Below are 15,583 nucleotides of genomic sequence, written 5' to 3'. Positions count from 1 at the left end.
CACCTAACCTATAATTTTTGGTACTATTATAAAATTTTCATCTTTATCAGGAGCATTTTTCAATACTTCTTCCTGTTTTAAGCTATCTCTTACCTCGTCTTTTCTTGTCACATCATCCAAATCCAAGACGTTAAACAAAGGACTTATTCCTTCAGTGTCCAGTTCATTCAGTTCGTTCATATAATTTAATATCTCGCTTAAATCGCTTCTGAAGTTTTCTATCTCGTCATCATTAAACTCAAGCTTTGATAATATTGCTATTTTTATTACATCTTCTTTACTTAATTCCACAATGTTCCTCCTTATACTGCCTTATTAAATCTTCGAAATCCGTAAATTCTCTAAATTCTATATTATTTTCATTACAGTGCTCTACCAGTCTTGATGAAGTTCTGGCAAAAACACAGTCTGCTACTTTTACCGCTTCGTAATCCGACGGTCCGTCGCCTACGAAAATTACCTTTTTCCCGTTGTTTTTATAATCCAAAACAAGAGATCTTTTGTCCAGTCCAAAATATCTCTCTTCATCTACATAAGGAAATTCCATTTTTATTTTTCCGTCCTTGAATTTTAACTCATTTGATATAATCAGATCTTCATCCACGAATATATCTTCCTTTAGAAGTGACCCGGTTACATTGGTTCTTGTCCCTGCACTTACTATTCTAAAATCAAGACCGCTTTCCAGAAATTTTTTGAATGTTCTGTCTATTCTCACATCCTCAAGGGATTTTACATATTCTTCCTCGGATAATTCCAGAGATTCCAGACAGGATTTCATGAATCCCATTATTCCCACCTGTTTATTTCTGTATCTTTCCCTTACTTTTTTCAAAAACTCGGGATTATGCTTTCGCATTATTACATCTGTACTGTCATTAAAGGATATCGTTTTATCGAAGTCCACTAAAAAAATACTTGTCATTTTCTTTATCACCTGATATTATAAATTTTTTATGTATTCTATCTCATCCTCAGTGAGCTTTCTATATTCCCCGGGTTTAAGATTCCCGATTTTAAATTCCCCTATTGTTACTCTTTTCAGTTCTTTTACATTATAGTGAAGATTTTCGAACATCTTTCTTATTTGTCTGTTTCTTCCTTCAAATATAGAAACCTTTACTTCTGCATCATCTGTTTTCTTTATCTTTGCAGGAGCTGTTTTCTGACCGTCTATAAGTATTCCCTTTTCAAGTCTGGCAAGGTCTTTATCTTCAATAGGCTTGTCCAGTTTCGCTATATAAGTCTTGAAAAGCTTTTTTCTGGGATGCATAACCTTGTTATAAGTATCTCCGTCATTGCTTACCAGGATAATTCCCTCTGTCATATAATCCAGTCTTCCATATGTAAAAAGTCTTTTTTTGGATCTGATAAAATCTACTGCAAGTCTTCTGGCAAAATTGTCAGAATTAGTGCATATTACTTTTTTAGGCTTATACAGAAGATAATATTCGTAGTCTGTATCCACCTTTATTTTCTCTCCGTCTATCCTTACTATATCGCCGTCACGTACTTCCATTCCCAGCTTAGCTGTATCTTTATTTATTGTTACCCTGTTTTGAGATATCAGCTCATCTGCCTTTCTTCTTGAACAAAAACCGCTTTCGGCTATATATTTATTTAATCTCATTATTTTCCTCGTTTTCTTTTAATATATTATTCTGATTACTGTTTGTTATTACCTCAGGAACCTCAGGCTCGTCTTCGCTTACCGCACTTTTTTGAGTTAACAGGTTTATTTTCCTGAACTCTTCGTAACCGGGAAGATTTTCTTCCTTATCTATATTCAGATAACTGTAAAAATCCTCAGTTACATTATATATATTTGGGGTTCCTATAGACTTTTTCTTTCCCGAAATATATATAAGATTTTTTTCCAAAAGATTACTGATAGCTTTCTCGGCGCTCACTCCCCTGATGACCTCTATCTCTCCTTTGGTAATAGGTCCCTTATATGCTATTATTGCCAATGTTTCCATAGTTGATTTTGATAATTTTTTTATTTTCATCTCAGGATGAAAAAAATTCTTTATCTCTTCACCGCAGGAAGGATTAGTAACAAAACTCAGTATTTCCTTATCTGTTTTCAGGTTTATCCCTGTATTTTTTTTATCTTCCTTAAGCTCATCAACCGCTTCCTCTATTTGCTGTTTCTCAAGTTTAAAATATTTGGTTAGTTCATCTATTGACAAAGGTTCTTTTGAAAGAAAAATCAGTGCTTCTATTTTATTTTTTAAATCAAGCATATCTCTTTCCTCCTGAAAAATTTTATGCTCTAATACCGGATCCTATGTTCAAAATATGCCGCAGAAAATAAATTTCCTGACAATTTCAGCTGTTTAAAATGTACTTTCAGTTCCGGCAAAGTATTAGTGCCTTATCTTATTCATATCCCGGCCAAATAAGCCTGCAGGGCACAAATGCTTTGACATTATCAGCTGTCTGCCGTTTTAAAAGCATTAATATTTTAATAATAAGAATGTTTAAAACAGAATTTGAAAACATAAAATCCGAATCTGCAATATTCAAGTAATTCGGCATTAAAAATTTTTTTTTATGCTGAATGCAGGCTATTAATATTCTGAATGTGATGAAATAATAACATTCTTATACATAGCAAAGTTTTCAAGTATTATTGCAATTCCTTTTATTACTGCGTAAATAGGCTCATCTGCTATTGTTACAGTCAGATTGAATTCTTTCTCCAGCTTTCTTGTGAGCTCCTTTATAGCTGCACCGCCGCCTGAAAGAAATATTCCTGTTTCATAGATATCTGCCGATACTTCCGGCTCTATTCCTTCAAGGGCAAGCTTTACAGTTTCTATAATAGTATCTATATCTCTGGTAATAGCTTCATCTATATCATGACCATGTACTTTCATACTCTTTGGAAGCCCTGTTACCAGCTCTCTTCCTCTTATTTCAAAAAGCTCCTTTTCGCTTGAAGAATTGCTCGCATCTATCTTTAGTTTTTCAGCTGTTGTTTCTCCTATAAGAAGGTTATATTTCTGTCTTATAAAATCTATGATATCTTCATTAAATCTGTCTCCTGCCACCTTTATGGAAGTAGAGTAAGCTACTCCTCCCGATACTATAAATGCAAGCTCTGTAGTTCCGCCGCCTATGTCGATTATCATATGACCCTTCGGCTCAAAAATATCTATACCTGCTCCTATTGCTGCTGCCACCGGCTCTTCCACCAGATACACCTCTTTAGCTCCGGAATCCTTTACCACGTCCATTACAGCTCTTCTTTCCACCTGTGTAACTCCGCTTGGAACGCAGATAATTACCCTTGCACTCTGGAATTTATCTTTTTTTATTTTATTCAAAAATCTTTCAAGCATTTTTTCTGTAATTTCATAATTTGATATTACTCCGTTTTTCAGAGGTCTTATGATTTTTGTGTGGGAAGCTGTTCTCCCTATTACTTCCTTTGCCTTTATCCCTATGTTCTCTATACTTTCTGTTTTCAAATTTATTGCTATGTATGTTGGTTCATCTATTAATATTCCTTCATTTCTTACGTATACTACTGTATTTGCCGTTCCAAGGTCGATCCCTACATCTTTAGATGCGGATTTTACAAAACTTCTCATTACTTTTTTAATTTTAAACATTTTTCCCTCCATGAATTTTAATGTAATATTCTATTCTTCATCCATCATTACCTGTTTATCTTCATTAATTACCCCACAGTCCATCAGCTGTTCATAAATTCTGGATGCCCTGTTAAACCCTATTTTCAGTTTTCTCTGTATCAGAGAAATTGATGCTTTCCCCTCCTGTCTTATTACATCTACTGCCTCATTAAATAATTCGTCTTTTTCTATATCATTCTCCATTTCAAACAATATTCCCTCATTATAGTCAGTTCTATAATTTGCTTTTAACTCTGTAGTAAGTTTATGCACTTCCTCGTCTGAAATAAATGCTCCCTGTATCCTTTCCAGCTTTGACGAACCATTTTCCAAAAGAAGCATGTCACCTTTTCCGAGAAGTTTTTCCGCTCCTGGACTGTCTAAAATTGTCCTTGAATCTATCTGCGACCTTAGCGCAAATGATATTCTGCTCGGCAGATTTGCCTTTATCATCCCTGTTATTACATCTGTAGACGGTCTCTGTGTTGCTACCACTAGATGTATTCCTACTGCTCTTGCCTTCTGTGCAATTCTTGCAATTGACTCTTCCACACTTCCGGCAGCCACCATCATCAGATCTGCAAGCTCATCTATTATTATAATTATGAATGGCATTTTTTCCATGCCGCCCAGCTCATTATAACTCTGTATATTCCTTACTCCCACTTCCATTAATGTTCTGTATCTGTTCTCCATTTCGCTTACTGCCCACTTCAGCGCAATAGAAGCCTGTTTAGGATCTATTATTACCGGAAGAAGCAGATGAGGTATTCCGTTAAAAGGCATTAATTCTACCATTTTAGGATCTACCATTATGAATTTTACATCTTTTGCCGATTTATTGGCAATCAGGGAAGCTACCATTGTGTTTACCGCCACACTTTTCCCCGAACCGGTCTGACCGGCTATAAGCAGATGCGGCATTTTTGCTATATCTATTATTCTGTCTCTGCCTACTATATCTTTTCCCAAAATTACTTTTAGGGTTTTTGGATCCTTAAGCTCCTTGTTTCTTATCAGATTTGAGAAATAAACCGGCTCCTTTACCTTATTGGGTGTTTCTATTCCTATTGTATTTTTCCCCGGTATCGGTGCCTCTATTCTTATACTTTCCGCAGACATATTCATTGCTATATCGTCTGCCAGTGCTGTAACTTTATTTACTCTTATACCTTTCGGTATTACCAGTTCATACCTTGTTATTGTCGGTCCTCTCTGATAGTCCACCACCTGTGCGTCTATTCCGAACTCTTTTAATACTGATTCCAGATGAGCCACATTTTCCTGAATAATTTTTTCCATTTCTCTTCTTTTATTTTCATCAGGCTCTCTTTGCACAAATATATCATCAATGGAGACTTTATGAAATTCTTCCTGTTCGTATTGTCCGCCCGTCTGTTCATTATTCTTTGTCTCTTTCTGAATAAGTGTCTCAGGAGAAAAAGTCTTCTGTACAGGAGGCATCTCTTTTTCCAGAGAATGAATACGCATTTTTTCATATTTATTTGCACTGTCTTGTCTGGTTTCCTGTGCTTGCACCGTATGATCCGGTGCAGGTGTATTATGTATATCATTGTCCGATATTTCCGTAATATCCAATTCATTCATGAGTATGCTTTCATTCAGCTCTTCTTCAATAAGTTCATTTTCCATAAACTGATCCTGTATACTCTGACTCTCATTATAAAAGTCATTATTTTGGATAATTTCTTCCGAAGAACCCGGCATTTCCTGAATTTTATCCTGCTCCTTCTGTATTTCAAATTCTTCATGAAAGCTATGTACTGTTTTTATCGGAGAAACATTCTCTTTTTCTTCTTCAATATTTGCTTTGCTGCTTTCTTCATGAGGCTGTGCTGTTTTCCTTGTCAGTCCGAAAGCTTCTGCTTTTTTCTTGCGTTCTTTGTCTCTTCTTATTTCTTCGAGATAATCAAGCCATTCCTTCTGCTTTCTTTCCAGCTCGGAGTTGCTGTAGTGCTCTTCTCCGTCTTCTGTTTCTGCTTTAGGTTTTCTTGACAGCTCAAAACTCAGCTTTTCTTTTCTTGCATTTATAATTTTATTTTTTAATTCTTCTCTTTTATCCAGACGCATATTCTGCTGTTCTTTTTTTTCTATAATTTTTTTTGCCTTTAATATCTTTGACTTTTTCCTGTATTCATCACTTCTGTAATATTTTATTAATGCTATGATCAGCATAACTCCAAAAGCAATAAAATCTTTCAAAAGAAATAATACCGACAAAACAATCATTATAAGCAGAATAACAGAAATACTTCCGAAATGAATTATTTTATAAAACGGAAAAGCCAGAAAACTCCCGATCAGACCGCCGCTGTTCGGATATCTGTTAACGTTAAAACCTATTTCAAGCAATTTTCTCCCCGATTCAAAAAAGTTATCCGGAAGCTTTGCAGCAATATATTTTTGCGTAAAATACAGCGACATGCTTAAGAATAAAATTATATAAGAATATAATTTTCCTTTATCTACTTTTACTTTTGATTTACTTGTGTATATATTAACCAATCCGAAAAAAATCAATGAAAACACTGCAAACAGCAGCATTTTACCAAAAGTTATCTCAAATAAATTTAAAATTGACAGAAGTGCATTCTCTTCAATTTTGTCATTTTTATATATTAATATTTTTTTATATAAAAGCAATAGTAGGACTATCAGTCCGATAGTAGTAAAAATAGTTCCCCGAAGCATCTTTCTTCTACTATTATTCATTATTTTTCTCCTAAATAAATTTTCAAATTATTTTATCATAAAAATAGTATTTTTACAATTATTGAATTACGTTCCCCGTCAATAAAAATTACCAATTTTCAAAAATAAAACACCTGTATTTTTTTATATTTTCTTTTGTACAGTGTAAATGCATAATTTTTGATTATTTTCAAATAAAGCATATATCAAAAAGATATAACTTAATTAAAAAAGTATTTCACCCTGCTTTATTTTATGTAAATTTGCCTGCCCGCTTCTGCCAAATCCTATAAATATCAGCTAAACCGCAGTATTCAGTTAATCATATACAAAATGCAATATCGGCACAATACAATCATTATATCATGTTTGAACATTATTTTTAACTATTTTAATAGCTTTTACCATATAAATAATATATTTCACATGATACAAAAATCCAGACTGTATTTACATAAAAAATTCAAGGTACTCTTCTTACTCTAATAAAAAAAATTAAAAAAAATCAATATATAAATATTTAAATTTCAATATATAAAAAATATATTTTTAATTCATTTCCTTAAAGATTCATATAATATTTTTTTATAAAAACAAATTATAACATATTTTTCTTTATTTTTTCAGTTATTATTAAAATGCTGCTCTTTTGGCAGGAGTCCAAACACAGGCCATAAGAAAGACTGTAAAATATAAATACCTTGGCGAACTTAGACTTTAAATATCTAATATTGCCAAGGTACCTATTTATATATTATCCCTAAAATATTATATTATTTTACCAGGTCTACTAATTTTGCAAATTCTCCTGCATTATTTACAGCCAGATCAGCCAGAACTTTTCTGTCTAATTCGATTCCTGATTTTTTTAGACCATTCATAAATTTAGAATAAGATAATCCGTTTAATCTTGCAGCTGCATTTATTCTGATTATCCATAATTCTCTCATTTTTCTTTTCTTTAGTTTTCTATGCTCTGTAGCGTAAGCCATTGCTTTCTTTACAGCTTCATTTGCTTTTTTATAATTAGTTCTGCTAGACCCTCTAAAACCTTTAGCTTCCGCTAAAACCTTTTTATGTCTTTTTTTTCTGACTATTCCTGTTTTTACTCTTGGCATTTTATTCCCTCCTTATCGATTTATCTTCCTTCTTGTCCTGCTAATAACTTAGCTATTTTTCTGCTTCCTCCAACAGGTGCTTCTATATCTTTACCCAGTCTGTTTTTTCTTTTTTTGCTTTTCTTAGTCAGTATATGACTTTTTCCAGAATGTCTTAACATAAATTTTCCTGTTCCCGTAACTTTTACTCTCTTTTTTGTACCTTTATGAGTTTTCATTTTAGGCATTGCTTCATTCCTCCTTATTTGTTATTTTTTGGGTGAAAGCAAAACAAATTTCTGTATTTGATCTTTCCCGTATTTTTTTTCTATGATCGCTTTATCTTTAAAATGATCAGCCAGTTCGTCCAGTACTTTTATTCCCTGATCTGCATATAGCTTTTGTCTTCCTGCTAATCTCAGACTGATTTTTATTTTATACTCTTTTTCAAGGAATTTTTCGATTTGTGCAATTTTTGTATCTCTATCATGAGTATCAATATGAGGTTTTACTCTCATTTCTTTTGTAACAACCTGTTTTTGCTTCTTTTTGTTTTCCTTATCTTTTTTTGTTTTCTCATATTTAAATTTCCCATAATCCATTATTTTACATACTGGCGGATTGGCATTCGGAGATATCTCTACTAGATCCATTCCTGCCTCCTGTGCTTTTTCCAAAGCCTCTTTAAGCGTCAAAACTCCGTATTGTTCACCATCATCAGATACCACCCTTACTTCTCTTGCTCTTATTCCCTCGTTCATTCTTGTAGTATCTTTATTAGTTCCTTTAAATATATAGAACACCTCCTAAAAAATAATAAAAACAGGGTAATAGAAAACCCTGTTATCTCTCATATAAAAATAAGATAAACATAATCATTTACCCCGATATCTCAGAATAATACATATTCCAGCATGTATAATTAACTATACACGGACATCAAGGTGAGAAACAAAGTTTCTACTTCTACCGTAACCTGTTATTCAATTGACCTGAATATAATACACTAATATTTCGACTTTGTCAAGAACTATTAATATTCTTTATTAAAGTCCTTTTATTTTCTGCTGTAATCCTATGTTTATTTATTCTGTTTTTCAAAAAATAAGGTGCAGATATTCCAGAAGAAAAAAATAATTTTGAATCCGGAATACAGCACCTACACTGTATATAATTAATACCTGCTAAGAGGCAGAATTAACTTTTCACTTTTATTTATAGCTTAAAACCATATTTTTCAAATATTTCTTTTGAGGCATCATTCTGAAGATATTTCAAGAATTTTTCCGCTTCCTCTTTATTTTTTGTTTCCTTTATAATAGCTGCCGGATATACAACAGCATCATGTGTATCTGCAGCAAACTCTTCTATTATAAATCCATTTTTCAAAGTAAGGGCATCTGAAGAATATACCACTCCTGTTTCAATTTCTCCTGAATCTACTATAGTCAGTACTGCTGTTACATCTTTTTGATAAATGGCTTCTTTCTCTATCTCATTCCACATATCTAATTTTTCAAAAGCCTGTTTTGCATATTTCCCGGCAGGTACTGTATTTAATTCTCCTAAAGCTATTTTCACTCCCCCGGCTTTCAGATCCTCTATACCTTTTATCTTATCTTTTACATCACTGCTTCCTATTAATACAAGACTGTTTTTCAGAAGATCCTGCCTTGTCCCTTCCAGAAGAAAACCTTTTTCTTCCAGATTATCCATATTTTTCTTACTTGCCGATAAAAATATATCTACTGGAGCCCCGCCGGTAATCTGCTGTTCCAATGTACCGGAACCACCTGAATTAATCTTTATTTTTACACCGGGATTCTCACTCTCATAATTTTTCACTATTTCATCAATTGCATTTTTAGTACTCGCAGCAATACTTACAGTTAGTTCTTTTTCTTCCGCTGCCGGCTTTTCTGCTGTTTCTGCCGCATCTTTTCCGCCTCCGCACCCGGCTGTCAGAATTACAATACCCAGCATCAGCAATATCCCCAATAATTTTTTCATTATACCTACTCTCCTTTATATTATTAATTTATTACCAGATTTATTCCGAACTTTTCTTCGGTGTTTCATCTCTTTTCAGAAGTCTGTTAGTTATCAAAACAAGTGACATACTTATTATCATAATAAGTATTACAAGCATATTAGCTGTCTTGTTATCTCCGCTTCCGATAGAGAAATATATTAGGAGCGGTATTGTCTGTGTCTGACCCGGAATATTCCCTGCCACAATCAGTGTAGCACCGAATTCACCCAATGCCCTCACAAATGCAAGTATAATCCCGCCGATTATCCCGTTTAATGCTATCGGTATTATTATAAACCAAAAAAGCTTCAGCTCACAGGCACCATCCACTCTTGCCGCATCTTTTACATCCTCGTCCACATATTTGAAAGCATTTTTTGCATTTTGATATATCAGGGGAAAGCTCACTACTATTGCTGCTATACATGCTGCCTGCCAGGTAAATAATATATTTATACCAAAATTTTTATATAAAAACTGTCCAAATACACTTTTTCTGCCGATTCCGAGCATTATCAAATAACCCACCACTGTGGGCGGAAGTGCTATCGGCATAAGAAATAATGTTTCCAGTATGCTTTTTCCTCTAAAATCATGTTTATTAAAAATATACGCTGTAATAATACCCAGAAAACTGGTTATTAACGTTGAAATCCCCGTAATCTTCAATGATAATAATATTGCCTCATACATTAAATAAGCCTCCGCCTTTTATTAAATCTATCTTCTCATAATCTTACATCACTTTTCGTCATGTTTCGTTACGTTTAATACATTATAGTTAGGAAAGAATAATTTGTCAAGAGCGCAATACTCAAATAATTGCAATTAACCCCCAAAAAAGCTATAATAAATAAAAAACTTATTCACGGGGAAAGGTTGGATTATATGGATAATACTAAGGCTCTTACTGTGCAGGATGTGGCAGATATACTGAAAATTGCCAAAAATACAGTTTATGAACTGGTAAAACGAGGCGAGCTTAATTCTTACAAGGTCGGAAGAAAAGTTCGCTTTACCCTGAAAGATGTGGAATCCTATATTGAAAATTCAAAAAAAATACAAAATCCCGGAAGAAAAGAAAATACTGCTCTTTCGGATTTATATACCGATACTTTCGGCGGTCTTGCAAAGGTTCCCGCAAGCAACGAATTTATAGTCTGCGGGCAGGATCTTATGCTGGATATTCTGACAAGCTATATGGGAAAATACTGTAAGAATATATCTGCACTACGTGCTTACATAGGCAGCTACAGCAGTCTTGTGGCTTTGTATAACGGATATATACAGGCAGCTACCACTCATTTATGGGACGGTGATACAGGACAATATAATGTTCCCTTTGTCAGAAGGCTTCTTCCTGGAATACCCGCCGTTATAATTCATCTTACCTGCCGGACACAGGGATTCTATGTAGCCAAAGGCAACCCCAAAGATATAAACTCATGGGAAGATCTTAAACGCAGAGATATTACAGTCATTAACAGAGAGAAGGGAGCCGGCTCACGTGTTCTTCTTGATGAACATCTCCGTCTTATGGGTATTTACGGAAGCTCGTTAAACGGTTATGATAATGAAACACAATCCCATCTTACTGTAGCAAGCACCATCAGCAGAGGCGCAGCTGATATCGGGGTGGGAATAGAAAAGATAGCTTCTCAGGTGGAGGGCATCGACTTTATTCCGCTTCAGAAAGAACGATACGAGCTGGTAATCAAAAAAGAAATTTTTGACACTCCTGTTGTACAGAGTATTTTAAAAATTCTGCGTTCTGATGAATTTAAGTCTGAATTCAAAGATATCGGCGGTTATGATATAAGTGAAATGGGTGAAATTATCGCTTTGACATAAAAAAATAAAAATATATTTTATTGTCTCTTTTATATTATTATGTTAGAATTATTCTAAATTTATATTAGGAGGTTATTGATGAAAAAACTGTTAATTTTTCTTACGATGTTCTTTTTAGTTATGAGCTGCGGCAAGCCTTCATCGCAGAAAGCTTTTGAAAACCGTATGTCAGATATTAAATCGGCTGACCAGATCAAAGCTAAAGAGCTTATTAACAGCTCTGACAGTCCTGCTGTCCAAAAATTTGAGAATTTTTATATGAATTTTTTCAAAAAAATTGAGTACAAGGTATTAAGTGCCGAAGAAAAAGGAAATGAAAGTGTTCTTCAGGTAGAAATAAAAGCTCCAAATGTGCTGGAACCTTTTATTGACATTTTTAAAGAAGGACTCAGCCTGGCCTTTAGCGGGGCTACTGAAGAGGATATGGATAAATTTTTTAACGACAGTATGAACAATATACTGGAAAGCAAAGATCTGAACTATATGACGGGTACTGTTCCGGTATATATGGTAAAAACTGACGGAGACTGGGAAATCGACACAGAGAAAAGTACTGATTTATTTGTATACCTTACAGGCGGATTAAGCACTTTTGCACAACAATAACAAATGAATATATAAAAAACAGGCTTTTGACGGTATTTCGCCAAAGCCTGTTTTTTTGCGTAACTGTTAATAAGACATTTTCATTCTGTAAGCCATATCCCAGAATAAAAATTCAAATTCTATACTTGTTCTGAATATGTCTTCTATTTTTTTCAGTTCTTTTTCTGTTTTATTTTCACACAGTAAGTCCAAATATTCATAAAACCAGCTGAAAGATTCTCCGAATTCCTCACTTGCATAAGTATCTATCCATTTTTTATAAAAATTATCTTCCGGTATATCTCCATAGCTCTGTTTTAGTCTTTTGGCATAGTCATGATAGGACCATGCACATGGAAATACCACGGCAATAATATCTGCCGTCGTACCCGAATAAGCAGTAGCAAGCATATTTGAAGTATATGCCTTGCTGAACAAAGACTGGACAGTATCCTCCGCCTCTTTTTCAGTTATCCCGAAATCTGCCATATACTTTCTGTGAATATCCATTTCATCATATAGTATATTATGCTGAACTCCTGAAAATTTTGTCATATATTTTTCTTCATCACATTTTATTGATCCTGCTGCGAATACTTTTGCATACTCTATCAAATACCTGTAATCCTGAAGAAGATAAAACTTAAATTTTTCTTTCTCAAGTGTTCCCTTACCCAGCTCCTGTAAAAAAGGATGCTCGTAACAATCCTCCCAGACTTTTCCGGCTTTTTCTTTTAGTGTATTTGAAAATGACATGTTATTCCTCCTATTTTAAAGCCAGCTTCAAAGCTGCTTCTTTTATATTTTTTTCTCCTAATATTGCTGAAACCACAGCTATACCGTCTGCACCTGCACAAAACAGTTGTCCTGCATTCTCTGCATTTATTCCCCCTATTGCTACTACGGGTATCTGTACTTTTTTCTTTATTTCCCCAAGCTCTTCAAGATTTACATATTTTGCATCCAGCTTAGTATCTGTGGGAAACATTGCTCCTGCTCCCAGATAATCCGCACTTTCTCTCTCTGCCTTTTCTGCTTCGGAGGTATTTGAAACGGATATTCCCATTATCTTATTCATACCTATTAATTTTCTTACTTCTCCGGCAGGCAAATCCTCCTGACCTGTATGTACGCCATCTGCATCTGCGGCTATTGCTATATCTACCCTGTCATTTATTATCAATGGCACATTATAATAACCCGTTACCATTTTTATTTTTAAAGCCATATTATAAAATTCCGCTGCTGAAATATCCTTTGCCCGCAGCTGTACTATTGTTACCCCTCCCTCTATTGCCTCTGTCACTTTCTTTTCTGCGGTTTCTAATGTCATAAAACTGGTGTCTGCCACAAGATACAAAGAATAATCAATTTTTTTTTATTTCAGTTCCGTATAATACATCTTTTCCTTTCATCTGTATTCTCCCTCATCTTTCAAAAATTTTGGCATTTTCTTCTATATTCTTTCTGCTGGTATTATAAATCTGATCAATAAGTGCTGTCCTGAAACTCCCGCTTCCCCGGTTTCCTGCTTCATTAAAAGCTTTTTCTCCCGCAAGTCCCATATACAGGATTCCTGCTGCTGTCCCCAGCAGCAGATCATTACTGACACTGCAAAATACTGCTGTCAGTGATGTGGTCATACATCCTGTTCCCGTAATATCCGACATCATTCTATGTCCGTTTTCCACATATATGACCCTTTTCCCGTCTGAGATAATATCTTTTTCACCTGTAGCAGCTACTACACAGCCGGTTTTCAGAGCCAGTTTCTTTATCTTCTCGCAGATAATTTCCTCTCTTATATTTTTATCATTTTCAGAAACATCCACTCCCTTTGCTCCGGAGCTTACTCCTGAAATAAATAATATTTCAGATACATTGCCTTTCAGAACAGACGGTCTCACTTCTTTCAGAATTCTTGCTGCAGTTTCATTTCTGAGAGTTCCTGCTCCTGCACCCACAGGATCAAAAATTACCGGAATATTCTTTTTCTTTGCTGCTTTACCGGCAGTTATCATTGATTCTATAGTTCTTTTATTCAGCGTTCCCATATTTATTACCAGTGCCGAAGCCAGAGAAACAATATCCTCAGCTTCTTCAGGATCATCAGCCATCACGGGAGATGCCCCGGCGGCAAGTGTAATATTAGCACAGTCATTAACTGTTACATAATTGGTAATATGATGAATAAGAGGTTTTTCTGTTCTTACCGCATCAGGATATTCCTTTATTATATCTGTTAGTTTTTTAGTCATGATTCCCACCTCCGTTTTCAAGTCCGTTCTTATATAAAGAATAAAAATGATTGGTAGGACCATGTCCTTTTCCTATATTAAGCGAATGTCTTATAGCTGTTGTCACATAAATTTTTGCTTTTCTCACAGCATTTTCCAGCCCCATTCCCAACGCAAGATTTGAAGCAATTGCTGATGAATAAGTACAGCCCGTTCCATGTGTATTTTTTGTATTTATCCTTTCCGAGTTAAAATAATAATAATCTTTTCCGTCATACAAAATATCAAGTGCTTCCTTCTCAAGATGCCCGCCTTTTACCAGTACATTTCTGCTTCCCATTTTATGTATTTTGGCTGCTGCCTTCTTCATATCTTCGGTATTTTCAATTGTAATCCCTGCTATTCTTTCCGCCTCGGGAATATTAGGCGTAAGCAGATCGGCCGCCGGAATTATTATGTCTATCAAAGCTCCTACAGAATCAGGATCCATTAGCGGACATCCGTTTTTTGCATACATTACAGGATCTGCCACTACATTTTGTGCCTTATATTCCGAAAGCTTTTCTGCCACAGCTCTCATACTCTCCTCTCCGGAAAGCATGCCTATTTTCACAGCATCTGTTCCAATATCTTCAAAAACTGCATCAATCTGTTTCCGGATCATATCAGGGCTTATATTTTGAATGTCAATAACCCTGCTGGTATTCTCTGCTACTACAGAGACAATTACACTCATTCCAAAAAGTCCGTGCGCCGAAAAAGTTTTCAAATCTGCCTGTATTCCTGCTCCTCCACTGCAGTCAGAGCCTGCGATACTTAGAATTTTTTTCATTTGTTCCTCCTAGGTAAAAAATTTATACAAAAAAAACTTCCCCCTAAAGGAAAGTTTTTTATTTATATATATGATAATTTCTACCTCAAAATAAAAGACTGCTTCCCTTCACCAGTGTTAACTGACAGGTTCAATGGGTCAGGTTTAACCTTCTCAACTGCAAGCAGTCCCCCCGCAAAAATATTCAATTTTATTAAATAAAAAAAGGTGCCTCAAAAATAAAGAAAGCACTTAATCAAAAAAATGATATTCTAATAACTGCTTCCCTTCACCAGTGTTAACTGACAGGTTCAATGGGTCAGGTTTTAGCCTTCTCAACTGCAAGCAGTTCCCCCGCATATATGTTGATAGTTTAGCACTAGAATACTTATTCGTCAACTTTAATTTCAGTTAACTTCTACATTTTCTGCATTTATAATTTTATTTAGATTTTCCTTATGATTTCCTTTATGATCTGTAGAATTTGTTCAACAAAAACTTTTTTATAATATTATTTTTTCAAAATTTCTCATAAAGTTTAATATGTATTGTTTGAGCTTCACCAAAATTTCCCGGAAAAAGAAAGAATACACAGACTAATTTCTGTGTATTCTTTA

The 15,583-nt window shown here is 34.6% G+C and carries 17 protein-coding genes and 1 riboswitch; of the genes, 2 read left to right on the top strand and 15 right to left on the bottom strand.

Translation table 11 applies throughout. The features are described 5' to 3' along the window. Window positions 1–3: 3 nt before the first annotated feature. The 11 genes from gatC to modB form a co-directional block, all read right to left on the bottom strand. Window positions 4–291, bottom strand: coding sequence for an Asp-tRNA(Asn)/Glu-tRNA(Gln) amidotransferase subunit GatC (gatC, locus tag STERM_RS05775; protein ID WP_012860633.1), 288 nt, complete (start codon window positions 289–291; stop codon window positions 4–6). Beyond that, entirely contained in the window at window positions 278–925 is a 648-nt protein-coding gene (locus STERM_RS05770) for an MtnX-like HAD-IB family phosphatase (RefSeq protein WP_012860632.1), read from the bottom strand. Before STERM_RS05770 ends, gatC begins: the two co-directional genes overlap by 14 nt. Window positions 926–943: 18 nt before the next feature. Then, window positions 944–1,630 carry a pseudouridine synthase gene (locus STERM_RS05765; protein ID WP_012860631.1) on the bottom strand — a complete coding sequence of 229 codons (687 nt, stop codon included), beginning with the start codon at window positions 1,628–1,630 and terminating at the stop codon, window positions 944–946. Then, window positions 1,617–2,246, bottom strand: a complete 630-nt coding sequence (gene scpB, locus STERM_RS05760; protein ID WP_012860630.1) for an SMC-Scp complex subunit ScpB — start codon at window positions 2,244–2,246, stop codon at window positions 1,617–1,619. Before scpB ends, STERM_RS05765 begins: the two co-directional genes overlap by 14 nt. A gap of 327 nt (window positions 2,247–2,573) precedes the next feature. Continuing rightward, on the bottom strand, window positions 2,574–3,620 hold the full coding sequence (gene mreB / locus STERM_RS05755; protein WP_012860629.1) for a rod shape-determining protein: 1,047 nt from the start codon (window positions 3,618–3,620) through the stop codon (window positions 2,574–2,576). 30 nt (window positions 3,621–3,650) lie between these two features. Continuing rightward, a complete protein-coding gene (locus tag STERM_RS05750; RefSeq protein ID WP_012860628.1) occupies window positions 3,651–6,374 on the bottom strand; it encodes a DNA translocase FtsK in 2,724 nt (907 codons plus the stop codon). A gap of 752 nt (window positions 6,375–7,126) precedes the next feature. Beyond that, complete coding sequence (gene rplT / locus STERM_RS05745; protein WP_012860627.1) at window positions 7,127–7,471, bottom strand: 50S ribosomal protein L20; 345 nt, start codon at window positions 7,469–7,471, stop codon at window positions 7,127–7,129. 20 nt (window positions 7,472–7,491) lie between these two features. Beyond that, window positions 7,492–7,698: a 50S ribosomal protein L35 gene (gene rpmI / locus STERM_RS05740; protein ID WP_012860626.1), complete on the bottom strand. Its 207-nt coding sequence runs from the start codon at window positions 7,696–7,698 to the stop codon at window positions 7,492–7,494. A 21-nt stretch (window positions 7,699–7,719) separates the two neighbouring features. Next, window positions 7,720–8,253 carry a translation initiation factor IF-3 gene (gene infC / locus STERM_RS05735; RefSeq protein WP_012860625.1) on the bottom strand — a complete coding sequence of 178 codons (534 nt, stop codon included), beginning with the start codon at window positions 8,251–8,253 and terminating at the stop codon, window positions 7,720–7,722. A gap of 412 nt (window positions 8,254–8,665) precedes the next feature. Then, a complete protein-coding gene (gene modA, locus STERM_RS05730) occupies window positions 8,666–9,460 on the bottom strand; it encodes a molybdate ABC transporter substrate-binding protein (RefSeq protein ID WP_012860624.1) in 795 nt (264 codons plus the stop codon). A gap of 40 nt (window positions 9,461–9,500) precedes the next feature. Further along, window positions 9,501–10,175, bottom strand: coding sequence for a molybdate ABC transporter permease subunit (gene modB / locus STERM_RS05725; protein ID WP_012860623.1), 675 nt, complete (start codon window positions 10,173–10,175; stop codon window positions 9,501–9,503). Window positions 10,176–10,370: 195 nt separating this feature from the next. Here modB and STERM_RS05720 point away from each other — a divergent pair, with 195 nt between their 5' ends. Together STERM_RS05720 and STERM_RS05715 are read left to right on the top strand one after the other, a co-directional pair. Next, window positions 10,371–11,333 (top strand): helix-turn-helix transcriptional regulator, encoded by a 963-nt coding sequence (locus STERM_RS05720; RefSeq protein ID WP_012860622.1) that lies wholly within the window; start codon window positions 10,371–10,373, stop codon window positions 11,331–11,333. A gap of 78 nt (window positions 11,334–11,411) precedes the next feature. Next, on the top strand, window positions 11,412–11,939 hold the full coding sequence (locus STERM_RS05715) for a hypothetical protein (RefSeq protein ID WP_012860621.1): 528 nt from the start codon (window positions 11,412–11,414) through the stop codon (window positions 11,937–11,939). Between the two features lie 66 nt (window positions 11,940–12,005). On the opposite strand, the gene tenA is transcribed toward STERM_RS05715, so the two are convergent. The 4 genes from tenA to thiD all read right to left on the bottom strand — a co-directional run bounded on the left by tenA (window position 12,006) and on the right by thiD (window position 14,987). Beyond that, entirely contained in the window at window positions 12,006–12,674 is a 669-nt protein-coding gene (gene tenA / locus STERM_RS05710; RefSeq protein WP_012860620.1) for a thiaminase II, read from the bottom strand. Window positions 12,675–12,684: 10 nt separating this feature from the next. Beyond that, complete coding sequence (gene thiE, locus STERM_RS05705) at window positions 12,685–13,269, bottom strand: thiamine phosphate synthase (RefSeq protein ID WP_280109824.1); 585 nt, start codon at window positions 13,267–13,269, stop codon at window positions 12,685–12,687. 76 nt (window positions 13,270–13,345) lie between these two features. Next, a complete protein-coding gene (gene thiM, locus STERM_RS05700) occupies window positions 13,346–14,176 on the bottom strand; it encodes a hydroxyethylthiazole kinase (protein ID WP_012860618.1) in 831 nt (276 codons plus the stop codon). Next, window positions 14,169–14,987, bottom strand: coding sequence for a bifunctional hydroxymethylpyrimidine kinase/phosphomethylpyrimidine kinase (gene thiD / locus STERM_RS05695; protein WP_012860617.1), 819 nt, complete (start codon window positions 14,985–14,987; stop codon window positions 14,169–14,171). The genes thiM and thiD overlap by 8 nt, the downstream gene beginning before the upstream one ends. An 85-nt stretch (window positions 14,988–15,072) precedes the next feature. Beyond that, window positions 15,073–15,171, bottom strand: a riboswitch (TPP riboswitch). Window positions 15,172–15,583 lie beyond the last annotated feature (412 nt).

The sequence above is a fragment of the Sebaldella termitidis ATCC 33386 genome (genome assembly GCF_000024405.1).
In the GTDB taxonomy this organism is placed as follows: Bacteria; Fusobacteriota; Fusobacteriia; order Fusobacteriales; family Leptotrichiaceae; genus Sebaldella; species Sebaldella termitidis.
Note: the sequence above shows the minus strand (reverse complement) of the source record. Positions and strands in the feature narration are given on the sequence as shown.